At 45.8% G+C, this 25,832-nt stretch carries 29 protein-coding genes; 22 read left to right on the top strand and 7 right to left on the bottom strand.

From position 1 onward, the window contains the following. Positions 1-112 precede the first annotated feature (112 nt). Both FHS17_RS16205 and FHS17_RS16210 read left to right on the top strand, forming a co-directional pair. The gene (locus FHS17_RS16205; protein WP_167279430.1) at positions 113-586 is read left to right on the top strand and encodes a DUF2975 domain-containing protein; all 474 of its coding nucleotides are present in this window, start codon (positions 113-115) and stop codon (positions 584-586) included. A 21-nt stretch (positions 587-607) separates the two neighbouring features. Continuing rightward, a complete protein-coding gene (locus tag FHS17_RS16210) occupies positions 608-1,132 on the top strand; it encodes a GNAT family N-acetyltransferase (protein ID WP_167279431.1) in 525 nt (174 codons plus the stop codon). 573 nt (positions 1,133-1,705) lie between these two features. Here the strand turns inward: FHS17_RS16210 and FHS17_RS16215 are convergent. Continuing rightward, a complete protein-coding gene (locus tag FHS17_RS16215; protein WP_167279432.1) occupies positions 1,706-2,074 on the bottom strand; it encodes a helix-turn-helix domain-containing protein in 369 nt (122 codons plus the stop codon). A 249-nt stretch (positions 2,075-2,323) separates the two neighbouring features. Between FHS17_RS16215 and FHS17_RS16220 the strand changes: the two genes are divergently transcribed. The 7 genes from FHS17_RS16220 to FHS17_RS16250 all read left to right on the top strand — a co-directional run bounded on the left by FHS17_RS16220 (position 2,324) and on the right by FHS17_RS16250 (position 7,822). Then, positions 2,324-2,749, top strand: a complete 426-nt coding sequence (locus FHS17_RS16220; protein ID WP_167279433.1) for a PilZ domain-containing protein — start codon at positions 2,324-2,326, stop codon at positions 2,747-2,749. Positions 2,750-2,770: 21 nt separating this feature from the next. Continuing rightward, positions 2,771-3,469 (top strand): CpsD/CapB family tyrosine-protein kinase, encoded by a 699-nt coding sequence (locus FHS17_RS16225; protein WP_167279434.1) that lies wholly within the window; start codon positions 2,771-2,773, stop codon positions 3,467-3,469. Next, complete coding sequence (locus FHS17_RS16230) at positions 3,469-4,689, top strand: sugar phosphate nucleotidyltransferase (protein ID WP_167279435.1); 1,221 nt, start codon at positions 3,469-3,471, stop codon at positions 4,687-4,689. The genes FHS17_RS16225 and FHS17_RS16230 overlap by 1 nt, the downstream gene beginning before the upstream one ends. Before the next feature lie 38 nt (positions 4,690-4,727). Beyond that, entirely contained in the window at positions 4,728-5,696 is a 969-nt protein-coding gene (locus tag FHS17_RS16235) for an LCP family glycopolymer transferase (RefSeq protein WP_167279436.1), read from the top strand. 168 nt (positions 5,697-5,864) lie between these two features. Continuing rightward, positions 5,865-6,008, top strand: coding sequence for a hypothetical protein (locus FHS17_RS16240; RefSeq protein ID WP_167279437.1), 144 nt, complete (start codon positions 5,865-5,867; stop codon positions 6,006-6,008). Positions 6,009-6,114: 106 nt separating this feature from the next. Further along, positions 6,115-7,035, top strand: coding sequence for an ABC transporter ATP-binding protein (locus FHS17_RS16245; protein WP_167279438.1), 921 nt, complete (start codon positions 6,115-6,117; stop codon positions 7,033-7,035). Then, positions 7,028-7,822 (top strand): ABC transporter permease, encoded by a 795-nt coding sequence (locus FHS17_RS16250; RefSeq protein ID WP_167279439.1) that lies wholly within the window; start codon positions 7,028-7,030, stop codon positions 7,820-7,822. Before FHS17_RS16245 ends, FHS17_RS16250 begins: the two co-directional genes overlap by 8 nt. A gap of 62 nt (positions 7,823-7,884) precedes the next feature. On the opposite strand, the gene FHS17_RS16255 is transcribed toward FHS17_RS16250, so the two are convergent. Beyond that, positions 7,885-8,334, bottom strand: coding sequence for a bactofilin family protein (locus FHS17_RS16255; protein WP_167279440.1), 450 nt, complete (start codon positions 8,332-8,334; stop codon positions 7,885-7,887). Between the two features lie 190 nt (positions 8,335-8,524). Between FHS17_RS16255 and rfbC the strand changes: the two genes are divergently transcribed. The 4 genes from rfbC (at position 8,525) to cls (ending at position 12,480) form a co-directional block, all read left to right on the top strand. Continuing rightward, positions 8,525-9,082 (top strand): dTDP-4-dehydrorhamnose 3,5-epimerase, encoded by a 558-nt coding sequence (rfbC, locus tag FHS17_RS16260; protein WP_167279441.1) that lies wholly within the window; start codon positions 8,525-8,527, stop codon positions 9,080-9,082. Between the two features lie 9 nt (positions 9,083-9,091). After that, positions 9,092-10,060 (top strand): dTDP-glucose 4,6-dehydratase, encoded by a 969-nt coding sequence (rfbB, locus tag FHS17_RS16265; RefSeq protein WP_167279442.1) that lies wholly within the window; start codon positions 9,092-9,094, stop codon positions 10,058-10,060. Further along, complete coding sequence (gene rfbD, locus FHS17_RS16270; protein WP_167279546.1) at positions 10,057-10,929, top strand: dTDP-4-dehydrorhamnose reductase; 873 nt, start codon at positions 10,057-10,059, stop codon at positions 10,927-10,929. The genes rfbB and rfbD overlap by 4 nt, the downstream gene beginning before the upstream one ends. Before the next feature lie 114 nt (positions 10,930-11,043). Next, positions 11,044-12,480, top strand: a complete 1,437-nt coding sequence (cls, locus tag FHS17_RS16275) for a cardiolipin synthase (protein WP_167279443.1) — start codon at positions 11,044-11,046, stop codon at positions 12,478-12,480. Positions 12,481-12,487: 7 nt separating this feature from the next. On the opposite strand, the gene ligD is transcribed toward cls, so the two are convergent. From ligD to ku, 3 genes are read right to left on the bottom strand one after another with little or no spacing between them, the layout of a single operon-like run. Next, positions 12,488-13,402, bottom strand: a complete 915-nt coding sequence (gene ligD, locus FHS17_RS16280; protein ID WP_167279444.1) for a non-homologous end-joining DNA ligase — start codon at positions 13,400-13,402, stop codon at positions 12,488-12,490. Then, positions 13,399-14,340: an ATP-dependent DNA ligase gene (locus FHS17_RS16285; protein ID WP_167279445.1), complete on the bottom strand. Its 942-nt coding sequence runs from the start codon at positions 14,338-14,340 to the stop codon at positions 13,399-13,401. Before FHS17_RS16285 ends, ligD begins: the two co-directional genes overlap by 4 nt. Next, entirely contained in the window at positions 14,340-15,266 is a 927-nt protein-coding gene (gene ku / locus FHS17_RS16290) for a non-homologous end joining protein Ku (protein ID WP_167279446.1), read from the bottom strand. The genes FHS17_RS16285 and ku overlap by 1 nt, the downstream gene beginning before the upstream one ends. Before the next feature lie 318 nt (positions 15,267-15,584). Between ku and FHS17_RS16295 the strand changes: the two genes are divergently transcribed. The 4 genes from FHS17_RS16295 to FHS17_RS16310 all read left to right on the top strand — a co-directional run bounded on the left by FHS17_RS16295 (position 15,585) and on the right by FHS17_RS16310 (position 19,927). Continuing rightward, a complete protein-coding gene (locus FHS17_RS16295; RefSeq protein ID WP_243865375.1) occupies positions 15,585-15,770 on the top strand; it encodes a hypothetical protein in 186 nt (61 codons plus the stop codon). 34 nt (positions 15,771-15,804) lie between these two features. Next, on the top strand, positions 15,805-15,987 hold the full coding sequence (locus tag FHS17_RS16300; RefSeq protein WP_167279447.1) for an H-type small acid-soluble spore protein: 183 nt from the start codon (positions 15,805-15,807) through the stop codon (positions 15,985-15,987). Between the two features lie 154 nt (positions 15,988-16,141). Beyond that, positions 16,142-18,451, top strand: a complete 2,310-nt coding sequence (locus FHS17_RS16305) for an S-layer homology domain-containing protein (RefSeq protein ID WP_167279448.1) — start codon at positions 16,142-16,144, stop codon at positions 18,449-18,451. 312 nt (positions 18,452-18,763) lie between these two features. After that, positions 18,764-19,927, top strand: a complete 1,164-nt coding sequence (locus tag FHS17_RS16310; protein ID WP_243865376.1) for a glycosyltransferase family 2 protein — start codon at positions 18,764-18,766, stop codon at positions 19,925-19,927. Between the two features lie 54 nt (positions 19,928-19,981). Here FHS17_RS16310 and FHS17_RS16315 read toward each other — a convergent pair whose 3' ends face one another. After that, entirely contained in the window at positions 19,982-20,293 is a 312-nt protein-coding gene (locus FHS17_RS16315; RefSeq protein WP_167279450.1) for a dehydrogenase, read from the bottom strand. A gap of 79 nt (positions 20,294-20,372) precedes the next feature. Further along, positions 20,373-20,819, bottom strand: coding sequence for a cupredoxin domain-containing protein (locus tag FHS17_RS16320; protein ID WP_167279451.1), 447 nt, complete (start codon positions 20,817-20,819; stop codon positions 20,373-20,375). A gap of 199 nt (positions 20,820-21,018) precedes the next feature. Here FHS17_RS16320 and uptA point away from each other — a divergent pair, with 199 nt between their 5' ends. The 5 genes from uptA (at position 21,019) to FHS17_RS16345 (ending at position 25,828) form a co-directional block, all read left to right on the top strand. Further along, positions 21,019-21,627, top strand: a complete 609-nt coding sequence (uptA, locus tag FHS17_RS16325) for an undecaprenyl phosphate transporter UptA (RefSeq protein ID WP_167279452.1) — start codon at positions 21,019-21,021, stop codon at positions 21,625-21,627. Between the two features lie 21 nt (positions 21,628-21,648). Next, positions 21,649-22,215, top strand: coding sequence for a thioredoxin family protein (locus FHS17_RS16330; protein WP_167279453.1), 567 nt, complete (start codon positions 21,649-21,651; stop codon positions 22,213-22,215). 25 nt (positions 22,216-22,240) lie between these two features. Further along, positions 22,241-22,876, top strand: a complete 636-nt coding sequence (locus FHS17_RS16335; RefSeq protein WP_167279454.1) for an MBL fold metallo-hydrolase — start codon at positions 22,241-22,243, stop codon at positions 22,874-22,876. A gap of 141 nt (positions 22,877-23,017) precedes the next feature. After that, positions 23,018-25,255, top strand: a complete 2,238-nt coding sequence (locus FHS17_RS16340; RefSeq protein WP_279590359.1) for a Tex family protein — start codon at positions 23,018-23,020, stop codon at positions 25,253-25,255. Positions 25,256-25,330: 75 nt separating this feature from the next. Beyond that, the gene (locus FHS17_RS16345; RefSeq protein ID WP_208420402.1) at positions 25,331-25,828 is read left to right on the top strand and encodes an Rrf2 family transcriptional regulator; all 498 of its coding nucleotides are present in this window, start codon (positions 25,331-25,333) and stop codon (positions 25,826-25,828) included. Positions 25,829-25,832 lie beyond the last annotated feature (4 nt).

Below are 25,832 nucleotides of genomic sequence, written 5' to 3' on the forward strand. Positions count from 1 at the left end.
AGAGGCGATTTCCTCGCCTTGCCTTGTTCAAGGGAAAACAATTAATATATATTGTAAAACGATAAATATGAGTTTATAATATCACTGAATCTATACAGATGAGGTGTTATTTGTGAGTCGATTTACAATTTTGTTTTTGAAGATTACTGTGGTTCTGATGGGGTTGCCTGCGATCGCTGTATGTGTAGTAGCGGTGATTGCATTAATTCGAGATAATCCAGATCAATTTCCAGGGAAAATGCAGGTATCCGATATCGGATTTTTTACTGCCGTTATTCCTTATTTCATTGCTTTGTATAAGGCGTTTCAATTGATTGGTTATATTGATAAAAAGATCGCTTTTTCTGAGTTGTCTGTTCGGGCATTGAAGAATATTAAATATTGTGGGTTCAGCATCAGTCTTATTTTTGTGGTAATGGAGCCTGTTTTGTACAACATGGCAAGACAGGAAGATGCGCCGGGAGTTGTTGTACTTGGCTTAGTTGTAATCTTCGCTTCTTTTGTGATCGCCATATTCGGTGCTTTGCTTGAACGGTTATTGCAAAACGTCATTTATCTGAAGTCGGAAAACGAGCACACAGTCTGAGGTGGAAGGAGAGAATGAATAATGATCTACATTGAAACGCCTAGATTACGATTACGCGACTGGGAAGAAACGGATTTAGAGCCTTTTAGCCGGATGAACGCGGACGAGAAGGTGATGGAGTATTTTCTTAAAACGTTATCGGCCGAAGAGACAAATGGGTTTTATAGAAATATTGCTGCAGAGTTTGAGGAGTGCGGGTTTGGATTATATGCCGTGGAGCTCCAGGAGAACAAAGAGTTTGTCGGGTTTATTGGATTTCATCGGGCAACGTTTGAAGCTGATTTTACACCGTGCATAGAGATTGGGTGGCGGCTGAAACAAGAGGAATGGGGAAGAGGTTATGCAACAGAGGGGGCGAAGGCCTGTTTGCAATATGGGTTTAGCAAGCTTGGTTTCACTGATATTTATAGTTTCACAGCCGAGATTAATACCCCATCGAAAAATGTAATGAGCAAGATTGGTATGAACTACTTAAAATCGTTTGATCACCCAAAGGTTGAGAAAACGAGTCCCCTCAGCAAACATGTTCTTTTTCACATAAAATAACCGCCCATCTGGGCGGTTATTTTATGTTTTGGACTTGCATAGGATGTAAGCAGTAAGGAATGAAAGTTGAAGAGAGATAATTACTGCCAAAGCTAGATATAGCCCATCATCACCATCTGTAGATAATATGGCTAGGTGGTTCGATTCTTATGTTCGTCTACTTTACAATAAAACGGAAGATAAGTCGATTTCAGAAATGAAGAAAAGGTTAGGAGCAGAACCAATCTGCTTCTAACCTTTTGCTAACCAATGAGGGGATTGCCAATCTAAAAGGTATCATCTCAAAAAATAAATGGGCTTTTTTTCCTATTTTCGACAAAAAAAGAACTAAAGTTACCACAACTTCCGACATATTCCAGTCTAATTGTTAGGTATAATAACATTATTGTTTTACCAATGATTTCATATTTATAGAGAGTAGGAATCGGATATGATGAGAGAAGTAGAAATTCAGGTAACGAATGTAGAAGACACACGAACAGTATTAAACATTAGAGAAATACTTATACAATTGGATATTCCGCCGGAAAAATGGCCTTCAGATCTCATCCAACCCTAACAAATGATACCTGACTAGTTCATCATACGTTCAGCTCGAACAAAGGCAATAAACCGTTTGGTTTCATCAGCCGTAAGCTTACGTCCATCCACGCTTAAATTATATTTCTCCAGCAGCTCTTCGTCAGATAACTCCAGATGATCGACAAAGTTTCGAATATCATCGCTTAGCGCCGCTTGTGAATTCATCGTTCTACCTACCAAATAATCTATGGATACTTGATACAGGTCAGCGAACTTTGCCAATGTCTCCGTATCAGGTTCTCTGCGGTTTTTCTCATAATGAGATAAAGCAGCCCTGGATATGCCGAGCTTCGCAGCGGTTTGCTCCTGTGTCCATTTTCTTTCTTCCCTCATGCCAGCAATTCGGTTCCCAATGTTCATTACATATCCTCCTAAATTTGACCGATTTCCGCTACACCTATATTAATACGGAAACGTTAGAAATGCATTTATTGCAACAAAACGTCGCAAAAATTTTACCGTATTTGTAATTTTCCTTGACATGATACAGTTCGTATCGTAAAGTGAGAAGAACAAGGGATACGAAACGTATCATAATGATTTCCAGTATTCACGCTAATCGTTGCCGTTATTCCTCCCTATGAAAATTAGGCAAGGAGTTGCATCATCATGGGTTCCGACCCTTATATTCCACGGACCAACATTCGTATTCATTTGCATGAAGGAGTAACTGCTCAGGCAGGGCTGCTGGATGAGCAAGGCTTATTGCTCACCTCGTCAACATGCTCGGTTCTAATCATGAACATCAGCCGACATGGGCTTTGTTTTATGTCTGGCTTGCGTTTTCCTGTGAATAAAGGCTATATGCTGGATTTTCAGATGAACCTGGCCGGCGTTGCCATGAATCTTCGAGGTCATGTGGTTTGGCGGAATAACCGGGATAACCAATATGAATATGGCATTGTCTTTCATCCGCCTAACAGGCTTCGAGCTGTACTGGTCCGTATGTTAAATCAAGAACTTCTACGTCAAAGCCCGCAGCAGTACAAAATCCACGCTTTATATCGCGCTCTAAATCATAAGGCTTACCAATAATAGCTGGCAGGTGGTTAACTTATGCAACAATCCGCAATGGAAAAAAGCAATCTGATCACGACGCTTAATCCGGAGTCTCCCATTTCCGAAGCTTACCGTTCACTACGAACGAACATTTTATTTTCATCAATTGATGCGCCTGTAAAAACCTTAATGGTAACTTCCTGCCAATCTGGCGACGGAAAGACGACCACGATAGCCAATCTGGCGGTTGCTTTCTCACAGGAAGGTAAGCGGGTGCTCTTAATTGATGCAGATTTGCGCAGACCAACGCTTCATACGATATTTGTACAATCCAATCAAAGCGGTCTAACGAATATTCTTGCTAATCAAATGGAATGGCAGGATGCTGTTCGTTCTACTTCAATAGATAACTTGTATTTCATTGGTTCAGGTCCTACTCCTCCTAATCCATCCGAAATGCTTGGCTCCAAAAAAATGAATCTGCTCATAGAGGAACTGTCTGCTCATTACGATATGATCCTGTTTGATGCGCCGCCTTCACTTATTGTGACTGATGGTTTAGTTCTTGCTTCCAAATGTGATGGAGTGGTTGCGGTCATTAGCGTAGGGATGACAAAGCGCCAACAAGCGAAAAAAATGTACGCCAGTCTGGAACATGTAAAGGCTAGGCTGCTTGGAGTTGTGCTTAACAACAAAAAGAAGAAAAGTAAAGACCAGCTGTACTACGCCTATTACGGTACCAATGGGAGGCAGTAATGGGAGAGCAGCAGGTGAGACTTGTATTGCTCGCCGGCGGCCAGGGCAAGCGGATGTGGCCGCTTTCTCATGCCAAGCGAGCGAAACAGCTTCTTCCCTTAATAACTGGTGAGGAAGGAGCGAGGCAATCTTTGTTGCAGCGACTTTGGAGCCAGTTAGGCAAAATCGGTTTGCAACAAGATACGTTTATTGCGATTAGCCGTCATCAGGTGGAGACTGTTCGCAATCAGATGGAAGGCAGCTCGAATGTCATCCGTGAGCCTGAGGCTAAAGGGATGTATCCTGCCGTCGCGCTTGCTGCTGTCTATTTATATTCCGTTGCATCCATCCCGCTTTATGAGACGGTGGCAGTGCTGCCATCTGATTTGTACCTCGAAGACGAGGAATGGCTTGAAGCATTAAAGGAGCTGCCGGAGCAGTTTCGTAAGCATGAGCTATCTCTAGTGCAGACAAGCGATGGAAGTGGGATAGTGGCATTTCAGCTTGGGACCGTTATTTCTTGCTTGCAGCAAGAAGGGCTGCCGCTCCAATATGAGCAGCTTTATCGGCATTATGAAGAGCTGCACAGCAGCCTAGCTCAGGTCGTTGAGCAACTGGTTGAAGGCTGCCCTACCTTTAAGATGCCGGAACTGCCTTTTTATCACATCAACAGCTGGGATGCGCTTCACACCGCATTGCCGGATAACGATCCTATTTATAATGATTCGGCAGTTCCCATCGTTTTGAAGGGGCTGAACGACATTACAATTGCCATGTCTTCTGCAGGTATTCTCGTAGCAGCCAAAGGAGCAGTCCAGTCCGAGATGGAGCTTCAAGGATTTCGATCGGAAGAGCCGCTGTTTTTGTCTGGTTATGAAGAAGGAAGCTGGGGTTATGCGACGGTCATCCATACCACTACAACAACTCTTGAAGGTCACCAATCCGTCACTAGACAGCTTACTGTAATGGCGGGTAAAGAGCTGGCTTATGAGCTTTATTTGAAACGGAAAAAAATTTGGACCGTGCTGGCTGGTGAGGGAGAAGCTGTCCTCAATGAGGAACGGAGAGCCATCCGGGCAGGCGATGTGATCGAGATTGCACCAAGAGTGAAGCATACGATTCGGGCTGTTTCACATCTATCGATAATCGAGGTTCAGATCGGTTCAGAGCTAATGGAAGATGACCGTATAATCCTGGCAGACAATTGGGAAGACCTGCTTCTAGACTATGCTGCCATTTAGAGAATAGGTCTCCGTAGGAAAGAAGGGGGCAGTTGAGTGTGAAACGGGTCTGGAAAAGAGCACTTATCGGCGTTGGAGCAGGAGTCGTTATCATTGGATTGGGGATAGCCGGTTATGCTTGGCATCTATACGGCTCAGTGAAAGATACGGCCGCGAAAATATATGAGCCAATTGAGCAAACTGTCTATGTGAGCAAAGATCCGGAAGTGCCGGCAAAGCCACAGGAAGTTGCAGAGGCTTTAATAGAAAAGCGCCATCCTTTCTCGGTTGTTGTTATGGGCGTAGATGAGCGGGAAAATGATAAGGGCCGCTCTGATACATTAATTGTACTAGCCGTTAATCCAGCCAAGAAATCCATTCTAATGTTTAACATTCCGCGCGATACGAGGACAGAGATTATCGGACATGGGACAACCGATAAAATTAACCATGCTTACGCATTTGGCGGAGTAACGATGGCGAAAAATACGGTCGAGCATTTTCTCGATTATCCGATCGATTACTATGTCCGAATTAATATGGAAGGCTTCGAGCATTTAATAGATATTTTAGGCGGAGTTGAAGTGAATAACCCGTTCTCGTTTTATTATGGTGAACATCAATTTAATGAAGGCCCTCTTAAGCTTAATGGTAATCTGGCACTCTTGTATTCCAGAATGCGTTATGAAGATCCGAGAGGTGATCTCGGCCGTAATGCCAGACAGCGCGATATATTAATGGAAGTGATGAAGAGCTCGCTCAAGTTTAACAACATTACGCAAATTCAGAAAATATTAAAAGAGCTTGGCACCAGTGTGAAGACGAACATAACGTTCGACGAGATGAAAACCTTTATGACCGATTATCGGGAAGATGTCGGTAATATCAATATGGTTGAGATAAGTGGTTCTGGAAGCACGATTAACTCAGTATGGTACTTAATTGTGAACAAAGAAGAACGGGAACGTATTCATGAGCTCATGAAAGAGCAAATGGAAGATAGTGTGACTACTGTGGCGGCGCCTTAAAGGGCGCTGTTTTTATCGCATATTATGTAAACGCTTACAGCAAGAAAAGACGACAAAACGTATACAAGTATTGACAACTTTCGCTAAATCCAATAAAGTTAAGATACGAATTGTAACAAGTTATGTCAATTGATACAAAAAGTATAATTACATGAAAGTAGGGAATTAATGATGGTACAACTGGAAGAACATTTCTATTGTGTGGGCTGTGGTAAAATGGTGCGGATGTATGAAGCAAAGTCGTTGTTTCGGACAGGCTTTTTCCGTGTCGTTCTACCGCTAGGCTGCTGCTCAGGCTGCTCGCAAGTCTAAATAATGACTCACGCAACTTTCCCTCACACTTTTAATTCGCTATAATAGACGAACAATACATATAACTAGATTTTGGAAATAGTCGATGCATTAGAGGGAGGATACTATGGAGCAACCGATTGTACAGTTGCAGCAGGTCACGAAGAAGATCGGGAAAAAGACAATCATCAACAACCTGTCGCTTGATTTGCCGCTGGGTGAAGTATTTGGTTTCCTCGGACCAAACGGAGCAGGCAAGACGACTACCATCCGTATGATGGTAGGGCTTATGGCGATGACTTCAGGTGAAATAAAAATTGGCGGATACAGTATTCGAAGTCAGTACCAGCAGGCGATCCGCCATGTTGGAGCAATTGTAGAGAACCCGGAAATGTACAAGTATTTGACCGGTTATCAGAATCTTGTTCATTTCGCCAGAATGATCGACGGCGTTACACCTCAGCGAATTCAGGAGGTTATTGACCTCGTTGGTCTGGAGTCCCGAATTCATGATAAGGTAAAAACGTATTCGTTAGGGATGCGTCAACGGCTTGGTGTTGCACAAGCAATTCTGCATCGGCCAAAGCTGCTCATTCTAGATGAGCCTACGAACGGTCTAGATCCAGCAGGCATTCGTGAGCTGCGCGACTACCTTCGCCAGTTATCGAAGGATGAAGGCATCGCCGTATTCGTCTCCAGCCATCTGCTCTCGGAGATGGAGCTCATGTGTGATCGTGTAGCCATTATTCAGAATGGCAAGCTGATCGACGTACGTACGATTCAACAAGGCGGCATCAACGCTCAGAGTGATGTGAATATTCTGTTTGAAGTAGACAAGCCGGCCGAAGCGCTTGCTGTTGCGGCTGAACTTGGTAAAGATGCGCTCAGGGAAGGCGATAGCATTGTGTTGGAAGCGAACCGTGACTTCGTGGCATCCTTTAATGCAAGACTTGTTGCGGAAGGAATCAAAGTATACGGAATACGCGTCCAAACCAAATCGCTTGAGGATCAATTCCTGGAAGTAACAGGAGGTGAACGCATTGTTTAAATTTATGAAGCTGGTTGCAAATGAGAATATGAAGATTTACCGCCGTCCTCGTACCTATGTGATGCTGGGCCTTATGCTTGCGTTGATAGCGGCAATTTCGATTATTACTTATTTTGTAGACGATACGCATAACACTTTAGCCTGGAACATGATTTTTACTGAGTCGATGATTTCCTATATGCTCATTACGGTTTTCACAATCATTATTGCTTCCGGGAGTGTAGCCGATGAGTTCACAAGCGGTACGATTAAACTGCTGCTGATTCGTCCATGGTCAAGATCAAAGGTGCTGTTATCCAAATATATAGCTGTGCTGCTGTATGCGCTTGGAATGGCTGTCGTTATGCTGTTGTTTAGTTTTATCCTGAATACCGTCTTATTCGGCTATCAAGATGTGACAGCATCGGAGGTCGTTTCTCCGCTCGTATCGGGGTCAGTTGCGGCTTATTTACTGAAATACAGCTTATTGAAATATGTATCCCTTGTGGTGACGACTACTCTTGCGTTTATGCTTGCTACGGTGTCCCGTAGTGGAGCTTTAGCCATTGGGCTGTCCTTGTTCCTCATTCTTGGGGTCAACTCCTTTGCTCCATTATTAGCAACGCTCAAATACAAGTGGGCTGATTATTTATTGTTCATCCACCTTGATCTTACACAGTATTTGGACGATGCTCCAATGCGAGATGGCATGACGTTAGGCTTCGCTTTCTTTGTATTAGCGATCTATTATGTGATTTTTGTAGGACTCGCTTGGTATGTTTTCAAGAAGAGAGATGTTGCGGCGTAATCACCAAAAAACTCCGATCAGGACCCTGCTAATAGGAACCTGATCGGAGTTTTTTTATATTGTTAAACGGCTTGACGTGCTTTTTCTTTCTCACGAGTTTGGTCCTTCGTATTACTGGTAGAGCTGCTTCCGCTGCCCGTTTCCGACAATGGACGTGTCCGTATCTCATTTGCCATCTCCATATGACAGGTTCCATTTAGCATACCGCCGTCTTGAACAATGATGGCTTGAGCCGAAATACTGCCGGTCAACTGGCCTGTAGCTGTAATGGTCAGTCTGCCTTTTGCCGTTACCTCGCCGTATACTTTCCCGGCAATCGTAATATCTCTTGCGGTGATCGTAGACCGGGCCATTCCGTTTTCTCCGATGATGACATCACCAGCACATTCAATATCTCCGCTATGCTCTCCTTCGATACGGAGATTTGCTTCGCAGTTCAATTTGCCCTCTATATGCGTACCAAGTCCGATTAACGTATCGGTTGCTGATGCGCGCTTATAGTCTTTGAACATAGTTGTTGTAATCCTCCTTGCCTTCCGGCCGGTATTGGAACGTTCTATTGACTTTTATTCTCGCAAAGCTCGAAACATGCCAGAATTATATGACTCCGAGGGGAGAAAAATGGCGTATGCCTAAGAGTCAGTACGAGCATGTCGAATATATATAATATAGTGGAGTTTTGATATTACAGGATGGTGAAGCATGAAGGTGATGGAAACGAGGCTGCCAGGTGTCAAATTGCTGGAGCCTCCTGTATATGGCGATCACAGAGGTTTCTTCTCGGAGAGCTATAATGAGACAACGGCGCGGAACCAGGGGATCCTCCATACTTTTGTACAGGATAATCACTCTCTGTCGGTTGAAGCGGGAGTGCTGAGGGGTATGCATTATCAGCTTCTTCCCAAAGCACAAACGAAGCTGGTAAGGGTAACAGCAGGTGCCATTTATGATGTTGTTGTTGATATGCGCCAAGGTTCACCAGCTTATGGACAGTGGCAGGGATTTATTCTAAGTGCGGCTAATAAGAGGCAGCTGCTTGTACCGCAAGGTTTTGCCCACGGCTTCTGCACCTTGGTGCCGAACTGTGAAGTACAGTATAAGGTCGATGCATTGTATTCGGCAGAGCATGATCGGGGTATCGCTTGGGACGATCCAGCGCTTGGCATTGATTGGCCGGTAACGAAGCCGATATTGTCGGATAAAGACGCAAAGCATCCTAAGCTTGCCCAAGCGGAAAATAATTTTGTATATGAGGGGTGAGCATGCAAAGTGAAACTGTTAATTACAGGAGGGGCGGGATTTATCGGGAGCAACTTCGTTCACTATATGTTAAACCATTATCCCGATTATCAATTAATTAATGTAGATGCTCTAACGTATGCAGGCAATTTGGAAAATCTTAAGTCTATTGAGGATCATCCCAATTATACGTTTGTTAAAGCGGATATTGCTGATCAAGCGATGCTTACTCCATGGTTTGAGAATGGAATAGATGCGGTCATCAACTTTGCGGCGGAGTCTCATGTAGATCGAAGCATCCTGCAGCCGGGGGTGTTTGTTCGTACGAATGTGCTGGGAACACAGGTGCTGCTTGAGTTGTCCAAAACGTATAAAGTGTCAAAATATGTACAGGTATCAACGGATGAAGTATACGGTACGTTAGGTTCAGAAGGGTTGTTTACTGAAACAACTCCGCTTGCGCCCAATAGTCCGTATTCAGCCAGCAAAGCCGGTTCAGATCTGCTTGTTCGTGCTTATCATGAGACCTTTGGTCTGCCGGCCCTTATTACACGCTGCTCGAATAATTATGGTCCTTATCAATTCCCGGAGAAGCTTATACCGCTCATGATTCGTAATGCTCTGCAGGATAAGCCGCTGCCGGTATATGGCGATGGTCTCCAAGTGAGAGATTGGCTCTATGTGGAGGATCACTGTCATGCTATCGATCTGGTGCTCCATCAAGGAACAATCGGCGAAGTGTATAATGTTGGCGGAAGCAATGAACGGACAAATCTTCATGTGGTACAGACCATATTGAAAGAGCTGGGCAAGCCGGAATCGCTCATTCGCCATGTAGAGGACCGTCTAGGTCATGATCGCAGGTATGCGATTGATGCCAGCAAAATCCGTAATGAGCTTGGCTGGGAACCAAAGCGTTCCTATGAGGATGGGATTAAGACAACGATTGAATGGTATCTGCAGAATGAAGATTGGCTGAAAAAGCTGGAGTCGAGATGACCGGAGTAGATCAGAGGACGCTTAAGGTAGTCGTTACCGGAGCTAATGGACAACTGGGGCGTGAACTCGTCATGATGGACTCGAAAGGCAGGTTTGCTATTACAGGCCTTGATCGTTCAGTCTTGGATATAACTAATTTGGAACAATGCCGGGAGGTATTGGCCCAGCTGCGTCCCGATGTGGTGATCCATTGTGCCGCCTATACGGCAGTGGACAAGGCAGAAGCCGAGCCTGATGAGGCTTTCCGAATCAATGCGGCAGGGACACGTAATATCGCTTTAGCCTCAAGAGAGATTGGCGCCAAGTTATGCGCAATAAGTACCGACTATGTATTCGACGGTACAGGGACAATCCCGTATAAGGAATATGATCGTACGAATCCATTAACGGTGTACGGACAATCCAAGCTAGCAGGGGAGCAGCTCGTACAGAGCCTGCATGATCGATATTTTATTGTAAGAACATCTTGGGTATATGGCGCGTACGGCAATAATTTCGTGAAGACGATGTTGAAGCTAGCGTCTGAACGGGATCAGCTTAAGGTTGTTGCCGATCAATTTGGTTCGCCGACCTATACCTATGACCTGGCGTTATTTCTACTGGAGCTGGCAGCAACCGATTATTACGGCCTCTATCATGCTTCTAACAGCGGGATCTGTTCCTGGTATGAATTTGCTAAGGTTATCATGGAGGAGAGTGGGTGCGGTACACAGATTGAACCGTGTACAACGGCGGAATTTCCTCGTCCAGCGCCGCGCCCCTCTTATTCCGTTATGGATCATAGTGCAATTCGCAGCAATGGCTTGGAGCCACTTCGGCCATGGCGGGAAGCGCTGCGGCATTATCTATCGAATACGAAGAGGATTTAAGCAGTCTATTCCGCCACATCGTGGCTGGAACAGGCTGTTTTTTATATCCAACCGTATACGTTGGAAGCTGCCCGACCAAACTAGTTGAATGGATTGGATTAATGGGGTGCAGGTATGATCGGCTTTCTAATTGCAATTATTTTATTACTACTGATGTATAGTGCTCAGCCTGCTATCATTTTATTGCTTGAGAGGCGAGTAGCTGCTAAGGCTATAGCATGGATTTTCTTGTCATTAGCTGTTCCATTTTTAGGCTTCTTTGGATACTGGATGATTGGGCGTTCGAAGCGGGTGAAAGCAGGCCAAGACATTTCAAGAGAATATGAACAAGCCGCTGAACGGCTGTCCAGCTCTGTTAGCAGCATAGGTGAGCTCGGTAATATCGGGATGCTGGAACAAGAGCAGTTACTCCGGCTGTTGAACGAATGCTCCGGGAGACCAATTACGTTAGGCAATCACGTGAAGGTACTGACAAACGGGAAGGAGACGTTTGCGGCTATTCTTTATGCAATTGAACAAGCCAGACATCATATCCACCTGGACTATTACACGATTCGTGATGATGGGATTGGGCAGCAATTTTTAACCCTGCTGACGGCAAAAGCAAAAGCAGGCATCGAGGTTCGTGTCCTTTATGATGGGATTGGCAGTGTTCATTTGAGCAAGCGATATGTTAAGGAATTAAAGCAAGCAGGAGTAAAGGTCAGCTGCTTTCTGCCGGCAAGAGCCGCTTTGTTCAAGAGGCTGTTAAACAGCCGTAATCATAGTAAAATCGCCGTCATCGATGGGAGAGTCGGATTCGTAGGCGGAATCAATATTGGTGATGAGTATTTGGGTAAGGATGAAAGACTAGGCTTCTGGCGGGATACGCAGCTTCAGCTTGAAGGGGATTCGGTATATTTCCTGCAGGAGCTGTTTATGAAGGATTGGGAGCTTGCGGCGAAGGAACGTCTTCCTGTGCATGCAGAGTATATGCCGGAGCATGATCCGGATGATGTGGTGCAAGAACCGGTCCTTATTGTATCAAGCGGGCCAGATCGGAGTGGTGAGCCGATACTAGAGACAGCGTTCGCGGCTGTGAAAGCAGCAAAGTCGAGCGTCTATATATCGACGCCTTATTTTATTCCTGATGAAAGCTTGCTGGCCGCTCTTGGCAATGCAGCGAAAAGCGGAGTTGATGTCCGTCTCATTATACCTGGCATTGCGGATACACAGCTGGTGCTATGGGCAACCTTGTCGTTTATTGAGCGGATGCTTGAAGCGGGTGTACGGGTATATCGATACCAGAAAGGGTTTATTCATGCGAAGGTGATGATTGTGGATGACTTGCTGGCCGTAGTTGGGACAGCGAATATGGATATGAGGAGCTTCCACAGCAACTTTGAGCAAAATGCCGTCCTGTTCAATCAGCAGACAATTGATCAGCTTCGAGGGGATTATGAACAGGATCTGCTGGATAGTCTTGAGTTGGATTTGCCTAGCTTCAGTATGAGGTCGAATCGGCAAAAGGCAGCGGAAGCCGCTGCCCATTTATTGTCACCGTTATTGTAAGATGGTTTTATTTTGAACTGCCGATAAAGCTGAGCACATGCTCCAAATCCTGCGGCTGCGCAAGGTCGATCAGATCTCCATAACGCTGCAGCCGATCTGCAATATTTAGGAGGTGAAAGTCAGCGGGTTTGATCCCTCCGGCATACACCTCTTCCCACTTAAGTGGAGTAGATACTGGAGCGCCAAAGCGGGCTCTTGGCGTATAAGCAGCTGATATCGTTTTTCCCCGGTAATGCTGCAGATAGTCCACATAAATAAGATCGCCGCGATTTTTGGTCAGTCTCTCTACAGTGAATAGCTGCGGATAGGCACGGGATAGATAGTCTCCGACAAATTGGCCAAGCTTTCTTAGCTCATCAAACGTATAACGTGGCTGCACGGGCACAATAATCTGCACACCTGTTGCTCCGGAAGTTTTCGGAATGGACTGGATCTTCAGAGACTCCAGCATCTTTCCTACCAGAGCAGCCGCTTCAATAATTCTTGGCTCATCTTCCCGTGATGGATCTAGATCAAGAATCCATTCCGTCGGATAATCCGGCTCATTAATTCTGTCGAAAGACGCATGGAATTCAAGACAAGCCAGATTACCAAGCCACAGTAAAGTCGGCAGGCTGTCGAGATGAACGTAAGAGATACCCTCGCTGTCAGCAGTATGAACGAAATCCGGTTTAGGGACGGGACAATTTTTCTGATAAAACGATTTGCCGGCATATCCATGCGGATAACGAATGGTCGTCAAATAGCGATCCTTGCAGTACTTCAGCAAAAAAGGCGAAAGCATGGTGAGTTTTTCTAAATACATAAGCTTGGTAATTCCATGCTCCGGCCATAGTGGCTTCTCCGGATTTGTAACCGTAATTTCATATCCTTCGACCGTAACAACTGCAGAGCGTTTCGATGAAGTTCGCGTCATATTCATAGGCGGCCTCCTGCGCCAAAGGATACAAGCTTCGGATGCCGGAGCAATCCGGCCGATGTCAGCTCAAGCCCTGTTACCCGGCAGGGCATCGGTGAAGGCAGCCAAATGATGCTTTCGCCTTTTAGCTCGGAAGGCAGGGTGTCGAAGGGCATCGGCCATGATGGCGCATCACTTCTCCTGAGCTGAAGCATTTCACCAAGCAGCTCTCGCATCGCATCATCAAGGCCAAGTGATACGCTCCCAATGAAGCGGCCCTGATCGGCCATGATTAAGCTAGCCGCACGGCCTTCACGGCGTTTGACACCTACGATGCCAACATCTAGCAGCAGTGCTCGCTTTTTTTTCAGCCAATCACGATGTGCTTTGCCTTCTTTATAAGGGCTGTCAAGTCTCTTGCTGACGATTCCTTCCCACTGATGTTCATCCACCCATTTCCACAGCGAATCTGCATCAGTATAGAGGTCAGCTGTAAGGAGCCGGTCAGAATGAACGGGCTTCAGCTTCGTTATCATTCTTTCGTGCCGCTGAGCGTAAGGGAGTAGACGGAGATCCTGTTCACCGTCCTGCAGCAGATCAAACAAGACATACAGAACCCTCCCCTTGCTTGTAGAAGGGGAAGGTTCACTGCCGAAGCTTCGTTCACGGGTGAGCACCATTTGGAAATTTGGGCGTTCGCCATCCCAATAGACGATTTCACCATCCAGCATACATGGACCAAGAAGCGAAGCTTGCTCTTGAAGTGTCCTGTGGATTTCAGGATAGACGTTGTTTTTGTTTAGCAGCCGGCGCGAGTACAAGTCTACGTGACCATCCTCACTTATGGTGGACACAATACGGACGCCATCCCATTTGATCTGATAAATCCAGCCAGGTTCTTCAGGAATACGATCATCCGCAATCGGAATCATCGGCTCGGAAGGGAGCACGAATGCGGCCATTAAGAAACGGTCTCCGTTGCTTTAGGTTTCTTCGTTCTTGGCTTACGAGGCTTCACTACTGGTTGATCGGTGCTTGCGGCAGCGCCGCCGTCGGTTTGAGCACCACTGTTAGCTGCCGTTTGTCCTGCGCCGGTATCAAGACCAACTCCACCAGGCGGCATTTTTGCTGCCTCAAGACTTGCCTGCAGAGCTGCCATCAGATCAAGCACATTGGTTTGCTCTTGTTGAGGTGCGACGCGGATCTCTTGGCCGGCCACTTTATTGTTAATAGACTCAAGCATATTGATTCGGTAATCATCGGTATATTTGGACGGCTCGAATGGTGTCGACAGCTGCTCAATTAACAGCTTGGCCATCGTCAGCTCTTTTTCGTTTACATTAACGGATTCTGGAATGCCGGGTACATGGGAGATTGAGCGGATCTCATCCGGGAAAAAGATCGTCTCCATCGCCAGGCAATTATCGATGACACGGATAGCGGCTAGGCTGCTTTTGGAACGGATGGACACTTTGGCTACGCCAATTTTGCCCGTATCGGACATGGCCTGCAGTAACAAACCGTAAGCATTGCCTCCTGCCTGATCGGGGGACAGATAATAAGTCTTTTGGAAGTAGATGGGATCAATCTCTTCGAGCGCTACAAAGTCCAAAATTTGAATCGTATGTGATTTCTCTCCCGCCAGCTGTTCGAGCTCTTCTTTATCAAACAGCACATAGCGGCCTTTCTCATACTCGTAGCCTTTAATAATGTCATTCCACTCTGCTTCTACATCGCAGCTTGGACAACGTCTTGTATAGGCGATGGGGCTGCCGCAAGGCTCGTGAATCATACGCAGTGATATATCCTTATCTTCTGTTGCCGAGAACATTTTGACAGGTACATGGACAAGCCCAAAGCTGATTGCACCTTTCCACACAGTATGCATCTGGTATCTCCTCCTGAAATGAATTATCACCCAAATGGCCACATACAGGCCATTGTGATGATTCATTGCTTCGAAAGCATAAGCTTAATGAATGATCACCCAAATGGCCATTCGGGCCATTGTGATGATTCATTGCTTCGAAAGCATGCGCTTAATGAATAATCACCCAAATGGCCATTCGGGCTATTGTGATGATTCATTGCTTCGAAAGCATGCTATATATAAGCTTTATTGTTCCCGCAATGCATGAGAATCAAACAAAACGGGTATATTTTGCTTGAACCAATAATGCTTGCAGCAGGGAGGAGTGAACCGACTATGATGGAAATTGATGATAACACTGAAAAAGCGCCGACTGACAAATGGGACGAAGGCCGCGACAATTACTTTATGGATATTGACCGTATGGTAAATGAGGGCTTAGGCGGAGGCACTGTGTCCCCTCAAAACGGGTTAATCGATGAATCAACTACCGATTATATCGTTCCGGAGACAAAAGACTGACCTGCAAAGGCAAGTTGAAGGAGGCAGCAATTTAATGGACGTAAACCGCGCCAAGCAAATTTATAGCTCGGATTCTACGATAAAAGTTCATCTGGATGACGGCGATTCCGTATGGATCGAGAATGTAGATGAGGCTAAAGGGATGGCTACCGTGCAAGTTGGGGGCAATCCGGTTAACACGAAGACGGTATCTGTTGACCGGCTGCAGGAAAGATAAATATCGTGATATTCCAGAACCGAACGGCTTAATTTAAGCTGTTCGGTTTTTTTATTTGGAAAAAAATGAAACTTTTCTACCATGTTCATCGTTTATTGTTAAGTGTATGATTTTGGAAGTTGTTCAAGATTTAGAGAGAAGGCGAGGAGAAGTAATGAAAAGATCATTCAAAGGTAAGGCATTGGCAACGGCACTATCGCTAAGTTTGCTACAGGTCCCATTGTTCGGTGGACTTGTCCATGCAGCCAATTCTGTAACAAGTATAGCGGTTGCGTCTGGCGAGGCATCTTCATCTACTGTGGGAGTTTTGGACGAGAGCCTGGCGAAAATCTCGAAAGATGAGGCCGTCGAAAAGTTTAGAAAGCTGTTCCCTGAATTTAAGGATGCTGAAGCGGTTAGTGTTCAACTTGGGAACCCAAATCAGTATCCGCCAAGCAATGAGATGATTTGGACAATCGAATGGAGTGTAGCTGTAGACAACGGGACACATGGTTTCAGTACCAGCATTGATGCGATAACAGGAGATATTCTTACATATTATTATCCAATTGATCAGGAATACGCTTATTATCCGGCAAAAGTGACTAAGGATGAGGCGGAGAAGATTGCTAAGCAATTCATCACAGTCGCTGCGCCGTCCATCAAGACTGATAAGCTGGAGCTCTTGCCAACAGAAAGCAATTATCCACAAGCCTTGTTTGGGCAGGTGCAATATACCTTTATTTATCAGATGCAAGTGAATGGTATTCCAACGTCGAACAGTCAAATTCAAGTAACGGTTGACGGTAACGGTAAAATCAACAATTACTTCGGGTCCAGCACAAATAAGAACTATCCTTCTCCTGACACGACTCTGACGGCGGCAGAGGCAGGAGAAAAGATGAAAAAGAATATTAAGCTTCAATTAGCTTATATCCCGAACTCCGATTATTACAATTCTCCGCTCAAGGCGTCAGACTACCGTCTTGGCTATATTTCAACAAGCGGAACTGGCTTAATTGATGCGAACTCAGGAAAATATCTTGACGAAAATGGTCAGGCTGTAGATTCCCTTCCGGAAGCCGGCTATTCCGCCATTTCTTCGACTGCAGCACCGTTCCAGCCGCATAAAGGGGAGGAACTGACTAAGGAAGAGGCAGTAGCCGTTGTGGCCACCGCTTCGGGACGAAAGTTATCGGAAGAACAAGGCTCAATTAGCAGTAATCGGAATGGTCATAAGGTTTGGAATATCTCATCTGGAGATCCGTTTGGCGGCGAACAAATCCATGCGGAAGTAGATGCTGCAACTGGGCGGCTCATTCAATTTTTCACCTATTCTTATTCGTCTGATGGATCCTCTGGAGATGAAGCAGAGAAAGCAGCACAGTCTTCTATTACAGAATCAGAAGCCAAAGCCAAGGCACAAGATCTGGTTACAAAGCTTTATCCGAACGCATCAGGCGATTTGAAGCTGATTGAGCGTCCGGGCAATTTTTCATACGGTCCTGATATTGCTTATACTTACTTGTTCCAGCAGTTCTATAAAGATAAGCCAATCCAGCCGTCGACCGTTCAGATTAACCTCGATGGTAAAGGTAATTTGCAGCAGTATTATTCTACGACGACTCCAGTGGATACGCTTGGTAAGCTTGATTCCTTAACCGCCAAGGTTACGGAGGAAGAAGCGCTCAAGGTGTATCGTGATGCGCTTAGTGCCGAGCTGCAGTATGTGACAATCGGCGGCAATTATGTTGCTGGTAAGCTTCAGGAACAGCAAGTGAAACTTGTTTATTCACCTGTAATAAAAGATTTTGAGAACAACATAAGCATCTTTGTAAATGCGATTAGCGGCAAGCTGGAGCAACAGTATAATTTCCTTGGTATGCCTGAAGAGAAGGGCGAGCTGCCAGCAGACGCGAAGAAACATTGGGCTTCCAAATCGCTCGAGATTATGTTCAATTATGGCGTTATCAAACCGGAATCCGATGGACTCATCCATCCGGACCAAACGGTTAATACCGGGGATTGGGTTAATATTCTGCTCGCCAGCTTTGGAGCAGGACAGTATTATAACACACCGGAAAAACAGCGCTTTGCTGATATTCCGCTCGACAGCGAATATGCGAATGCCGTGGATTATTTGGTGCAAAGAGGCTTCCTGCAAGCTTCGCCAACTCAAAAGCTGCATCCTGAGCAGGCTTTGACCCGCGGCAATTTGGCAGTATGGCTGACAAAGCTGCTTAAATATGAAAAGTTGTCTGAATTTATGGCGAACGATACGGATGTGACAAAATTGAAGGATGCTGGTCAAATTAAGAATAAAGGAGCAGCAACTATTGCCATTAAGCTTGGCTTGCTGACAACAGATAACGGAAAGTTTAATCCTGATGCACCAGTAACCAAAGCACAGATCAGCACGGTTCTTTTAAGACTTGCTACTTTGCAGAATAAAGTGGATTCACCAATTATGAACAACTACTATTAACTTCCTAGCAGATTCGAAAACGAACAGCTTTCATGAGCTGTTCGTTTTTTTTATTTGGGGCTTTTATATTGCGTTCCATATAGTTCTAATGTATTAATTCGAGCTTTTTGCTAGAGTTAATTCATTGGATGTGATAACAAATTGAAGGCTTACAACAAGAGCAAACTGTCTAGTCCTAAATTTTATGTGCCAATTAAATATAAATTTATAATAGGTCATTGCTTCGCATTAGTTTGGCTGCTTTTTTCAATTTATATTTCTCGACCCTGGATCGTATCGCTTGGACATGTCGTCACATTGCTGGGAGCTATATTGATTATAACGGGTATAGCTTATATTCCCGGTTATTTGATTAGCTTTATGGTAGGCAGTCTGCTCATGGACAGACAGCCAGAGTTTAAGGTGGAGTATCCCAAACAACCGGTAACTGTTCTAATTGCTGCATGGAATGAAGAGAAGAATATCGGTGACACCCTAAGGCAGCTGTCCAAGCAGGATTATGAAGGTGATATTCAGATCATACTCATCGATAATAATTGTACAGATAGTACGGTTGATGTTGCTGATCAGGTGGCGAAGGAACTGGGACTTTTCCTGCAAGTTGTTACGGAAAAGAAAGCAGGGAAGAACTACGCCCTGAATACGGCCCTATCGTACGTTGAAACAGAGCTAATGATTACCTTGGATGCGGATACTTTGCTTCACACCTCGGCGATTCGATTTATCGTCTGCAGGATGATGAGTGCACCGGAAGACGTATGTGCAGTTGCTGGGGCAGTACTTGTCCGCAACAGCCGTCAGAATATATGGACCAAAATTCAGGAGTGGGATTACTTTCTTGCCATAGCCTCTGTAAAACGACTTCAGGGGATGTATCAGCAAACACTTGTTGCCCAAGGGGCGTTTAGTCTTTATAGAACTAAGGTTATTCAGGAAATTGGCGGCTGGGATGATGTCATTGGTGAGGATATCGTACTGACGTGGAAGTTTTTGAAGAAGGGCTTTCGTGTGTTCTTTGAGCCATTATCCGTTGCGTTTACAAGCGTCCCCGCATCCTTCAAATCCTTCAGCATACAGCGAAGCCGCTGGGCGAGAGGAATGATTGAGGGACTGAAAGCCGTCAAGCCCTGGCAGCAGCCGCGCATGTACGGCAAATATTTAACTGGTGTTAATCTGATCTTGCCTTATGTGGACGCTGCCTATACGTTCTTTTGGCTGCCGGGATTGGTTCTGGCTTTATTTGGTATCTATTGGATTGCGGGACCTTTGACCCTTCTTGTACTGCCGATTACGATATTAAGTTATATGATTCTGTACCGTTATCAGAAGTCGGTCTTTCGAGCATTGGATCTAAAAGTGAGAAGGAACAACACGGGCTTTATTTTATTCATTATCATTTATCAGATTATTATGAGTCCTGTTTCCATATATGGATACCTTCAGGAGCTATTAAAGCTTAAGCGTATATGGAGATAAGATACCTCAAACAAAAAGCTGCCGATCGCTCGGCAGCTTTTTCGTGGTGTTTATTTATCCACCGAACGCATCTCTGAACGCCCGACGAAGCTGGGTGGGGTCGACCTCCCACAACTCGGCGATCTCCTCGCTGACGTTTTCGTCCCACCAATCGGACAGCACTTTGCGGTTTTTCTCATTCTCCGCAATATAAAGCAGGTTTAGAATAACCTTTTTGTAGTACAAGGTCTCGGCCTGATCCATCTTCTCCTTCGGCACATATACCTTTAACCGTTTGACGGTTCGATATAGTTCATTGCTGCAGGCGCGGCGGATTTTTCGTGCGGACGGCAGGCCGGTCGTATGTTTCTGGGCGGATGACTTCATGGTGAACCGACTCCTCTCTAACCCATAAATATGCGTCTGAGAATGAGACGGTCACAGAAGAAATACGTATTAACGTTTGTTAATGGACTTCGATGTAGCCCACCATCGGACCGCCATTATTCATATCGGTATGGACGAGGCATATAATGGGATAGGTGCCAGCCCGCTCGGGTGTAAATCGGACAACCGTTGTTTTCCCTTTTTTCACTTCTCCTTTAATACCAAGGCCCTCGATGATGAAGGGATGACTGCTGCCATTTACGCCGCTGATTTGGAGCTCAACTGGTTCGCCTTTACGCAGGCTGATTGTGCCAGGATCCCAGCGGTAGACCTCCAATTTCTTGCCGTCCTCAGTCGTCGAACTGAACTCGCCGGTTACAAGCTTGATGGTCTGCACCTCTGTTGGCTGACCACTTGCGGTACGTGTTCGTTCCCAGCTTAGATAGACGGCAGCCATCAGAATGATAAGCGTCACGAACACAAACAGCTGGACATGCTTTTTATGAATGATGAATACACGAGACATAAGAATTCCTCCTCTTCTATATTTAAGCGGGAGTAGATTCGAAGATGATGCTAGTGTATGCTCGGGCTTGTCCGTACATGACTGCTGGGCCTAATGCGCTTTCACGGATATGCCCGACTCTGGTCGGGTGGATGCTCATCCACTTCGTATGGTAGAATACAGTCAATTGCTATTATTTAGGATGGAAGGAATGATGTAGTTGGGTTGGATTTCGGATCTGTTACACGAGATTCTGTTATGGATTGAAAGTCTTGGTTATTTCGGCATATTAATTGGATTAATGATAGAGGTTATTCCGAGTGAAATTGTATTGGGCTATGGCGGATATTTAGTTTCAAAAGGTGAAATATCTTACTTTGGTGCTATTATCTTTGGTGTAGTAGGCGCGGTCGCGCAAAACTGGATCTTGTATGGTATTGGACGATTTGGCGGCCGTCCGCTAGTGGAGAAATACGGGAAGTATATTAAGATTAAGATGAAGCATGTGGATATTGCAGAAAACTGGTTTAAGAAATATGGAGCGGGTATTGTATTTACAGCTCGTTTTATACCGGTAATGCGACAGGTTATTTCCGTTCCAGCGGGTATGGCGAAGATGTCGTTCTCCCTATTTACATTGCTGACGGCGCTTGCGTCGATTCCATGGACGATTTTATTTGTTCATTTGGGTAAAACATTAGGAGAGAACTGGGAAGATATCGACGATAAAGCAGCTCAATATGTACAGCCGGCTATCTTGATCGCTATTGCCCTGTTGATTGTGTACGTCGTCTACAAGTTTATTCGCTCCAAAGGGAAATCCGTATAACAAAGAGGAAGAGGGATGAACATGAGCAGAAGCGTTGCAGATAAAGTAAACAAAGGTATTAGTCCGGAGCAGTTTATTGAAGGCATGACGAAGAATAAGGAAGCTTTTCAAGGCTGGTATGATAAGTTTGAATGGTCTGATAATAGCGACCGTGAATTTTTCGAATCACTGAGTGGCCGTAATGATTTGCGTGTCCTTATTCTGATGGCTGACTGGTGTGGCGACGTTGTACGCAATATTCCGGTTGTATTCCGTGCACTTGAAGCGGGCAATGTTCCAACAGAGGTTCTCATTATGGAAGAAAATCTCGACACGATGGATCAATTCCTCACGATGGGCGGTCGCTCCGTGCCGGTTGTCATTGTAGCAGATGCCGAAGGAAATGTGCATGGCACATGGGGGCCAAGACCTACATACATCCAAGAGCCGATGGTTAACTTCAAAAAGGCAAATCCTGATCGTGAAGCAGCGGATTATCAGGAGAATCTTACTGTGACCAGACAGGAAATTATGCGGCGTTACGGCGAAGGCACAGGTTATCAAGCTCTCGTTGTTCAAGAGCTGCGGGCCTTGATTGAATCGGTATAAACCATTAGATTGGAGTTTTACGAGAATGCGTATAGAAATGTTTACACTTGGTCCGATACAGACGAATGCTTATTTATTGACGGAGAAAAATGAACAGACAGGCGAGGAACGCGGAATTGTTATTGATCCAGGCATGAATCCAAAACGACTCCTCGATCGGATCGCCAATGTGAAGATTGAAGCCATTTTACTGACCCATGCTCATTTTGACCATATGGGCGGTGTGGAAGAAGTACGGACAGCAGCAGGATGTCCGGTGTACATTCATGATCTTGAAGCGGACTGGCTGACGGATGCGAAAAAGAATGGTTCGCTCCGCTGGTCGGATGTAACACCGCCATTAACAACAAGCCCAGCTGAATATGCGCTGGATGAAGGCCAGACGCTGAGCTTCATCGGCCAAACGTTTAAAGTGATGCATACCCCAGGTCACTCACCGGGCAGCGTAAGCTTCCTTTGCGGCACTGACTTGTTCTCTGGAGATGTCTTGTTTAAACAATCTATTGGGCGGACCGATCTTCCTGGCGGCCGTGAACGGGATTTGTTTGACTCAATCAAGACGAAGCTGTATAAGCTTCCGCCTGAGGTTACGGTATACTCCGGGCATGGACCAAAGACAACAATCGGATTCGAAATGGCGAATAATCCATACGTAAGATAAGAGCTTCAAATCAGGACCGTTGGTGATGATACCGACGGTTCTTTTTATTTCATCTCCACAAATATGGAAAAGCGGTTTCAAATCTGAGACAATGTAGTTATGGTCTTTTGGATATATGAATTTGAAAGGACGTGCAGTTGTTTGGCGGATATCAAAGTGAAGCAAGTGGAAGAGGAAGCTGCAAGCACAGGCAAACGGACACCCGAGCAGATTGCTGTTGAGAACGAACAGATTATTAAAGGAATGGCATCACAGCTGTCCATCCCTATTACGAAAGTGAAAGCAGCAGTTTCTTTACTTGATGAAGGGAACACCATTCCTTTTATCGCCCGGTATCGTAAAGAGATGACGGGTGAGCTTGATGAGAATGATCTCCGGGCTATCGAAGAGCGGCTGCAATATATGCGTAATTTGGAAGATCGCAAACGGGAAGTTATTCGTCTGATTGATGAACAGGGCAAATTGACGGATGAGCTTCGCGCTTCGATCCAAACGGCAGGCAAGCTGCAGGAAATTGAAGATTTGTACCGCCCTTACCGGCAAAAACGGAAAACACGCGCCAGCGTGGCGAAAGAGCGCGGGTTAGAACCGCTTGCTCTGTGGCTGTGGGCACAACCACGTCAAGGAGAGCCGCTTGCAGAGGCCGTTAAATACATAGATGCTGATAAAGGAGTTGCTTCAACAGAAGAAGCACTTCAAGGTGCAATGGATATTCTGGCTGAAAATATTGCCGATGATGCAGCCATCCGCGCCTGGGTAAGGAAGCATACATTTGATCAAGCTTTGCTTCGTACCGATGTGAAGAATGCTGAGACGGAATCCGTATACGAAATGTATTATAACTACCAGGAGCCTGTACGCAAACTGCCGCCTCATCGAGTACTCGCTATTAACCGCGGGGAGCGGGAAGATGTACTGCGTGTCACGTTTGATCTGACGTCTGATCGGATTCATGAGTTTATTCAACGCAAGGTGCTGCGTCAGCAAACAGCTCCTAGCGTTCGAGATGTATTGGTTAATGTGATTGAGGATGCCTACAAACGGCTTATCGCTCCATCCATTGAACGAGAAGTGCGCGGAGAGCTGACTGAGAAGGCGGAAGAGCATGCGATCTCGATCTTCTCGGAGAATTTGCGTAATCTGCTGCTTCAACCGCCTGTTCGCGGCAATGTTGTTCTTGGCGTCGATCCGGCTTATCGGACAGGCTGCAAGCTTGCGGTTATTGATGATACCGGCAAACTGATGGAAGTAGCCGTTACTTACCCTACACCTCCCAACAATAAAGTGGTGGAAGCTGAACGTACGATTAACGGTATGATTGACCGCTATGGCGTCACCTTGATTGTAATTGGTAACGGAACGGCATCCCGAGAGACGGAGCAGTTCATCGCCGAATTAATTCGCAAGCGTACCGGAGCTGCCGAATTGAAATATATTATTGTCAGCGAAGCAGGAGCAAGTGTCTATTCTGCATCGAAGCTGGCTGCTGAGGAATTCCCGGATTTGGACGTTGCAGAACGCAGCGCCGTCTCCATTGCACGCCGTCTGCAGGATCCGCTGGCTGAGCTGGTGAAGATTGAGCCTAAAGCTATCGGCGTTGGGCAGTATCAGCATGATGTGAGTCAGAAGCGTCTCGACGAAAGTCTTGGCGGTGTTGTCGAGTCGGCGGTTAACCATGTTGGTGTCGATGTGAATACGGCTTCTGCTTCTCTGCTCTCTTATGTAGCGGGGATCAATGCAACGATTGCGAAAAACATCGTCAAATATCGTGAAGAGAACGGTCGGTTCGCGAAGCGCGGCCAGCTGCAGAAGGTACCGCGGCTTGGTGCCAAATCTTATGAGCAATGTATAGGCTTCCTGCGAATTCCGGAAGCGGCTAATCAATTGGATCGTACGCCAATTCATCCGGAATCGTATGATGTTGTAGATAAGCTATTTGGTCAGCTTGGTCTCAAGCTGAATCAAATTGGCACCGATGAGCTGAAAGAAAAGTTGTCTGGTATTGATCCAGTCGAGATTGCAGCTGTGCTTGGCGTTGGTGTGCCAACACTGAAGGATATTATCGAGAGCTTGCTTCGTCCGGGGCGTGATCCGCGCGAAGAACTGCCGCCGCCAATTTTCCATACGGATGTATTGAATATTGAAGATCTTACACCAGGAATGGAATTGCACGGTACAGTACGGAACGTTATCGACTTTGGTGCCTTCATCGATATCGGCATTAAGAATGATGGCCTTGTCCATATCTCGCAATTGAGCGACAAATTCGTGAAGCATCCAATGGATGTCGTTTCTGTAGGCGACAATGTCACCGTATGGGTGCTTGGCGTTGATCTGAAAAAGGGCAGAGTCTCGCTCACGATGCGCAAACAGGCATAATTTCGTGCTTGCTGGCCTTAAGGACCAACACTATAATACAGATGAGCCTCTAAGATCCTACTTGGGAAGGAGAGGATGAACATCATCATTCAGCCTGACAATCAATCAGATAAACAGCCCGAGCGATGCAGCAGTGCACCCAATCACAAATGGTTCGGTTTATCTCTGCAAGCACTTGTTGTATTGTCACGCAAACCAAATGCCTGCACAAGCGCTGAGCTCGCCGGGCATTTGAAATCGGAAGCTACGATGCTTCGCCGTGTTCTTGCCAAGCTGGCTCGTGAGCAATTGCTTGAGACAAGAGAGGGTAGAGTTGGAGGCTATCGCTTAAAGCGTTCTCCGGAGACCATTACACTTGCTGACGTTTATTTAGCTTTGCGTGTAGGGAAGCCCTTATGCAGCGGAATGCTCGACACAACCGGTATCCATGACTTCGGTCAGGAAATGCGTGTTGCTTTTATGGAGATAACTGATGAGGTGGAACGTAGAACGATCGAAGTGCTGGGGCAGGTTACAATTGCCCAGCTTTCTGAACGGATCTGTACGTTGAAACGAATGGAATTGAATAATTAACATT

It is taken from the genome of Paenibacillus lupini, assembly GCF_011761355.1.
In the GTDB taxonomy this organism is placed as follows: Bacteria; Bacillota; Bacilli; order Paenibacillales; family Paenibacillaceae; genus Pristimantibacillus; species Pristimantibacillus lupini.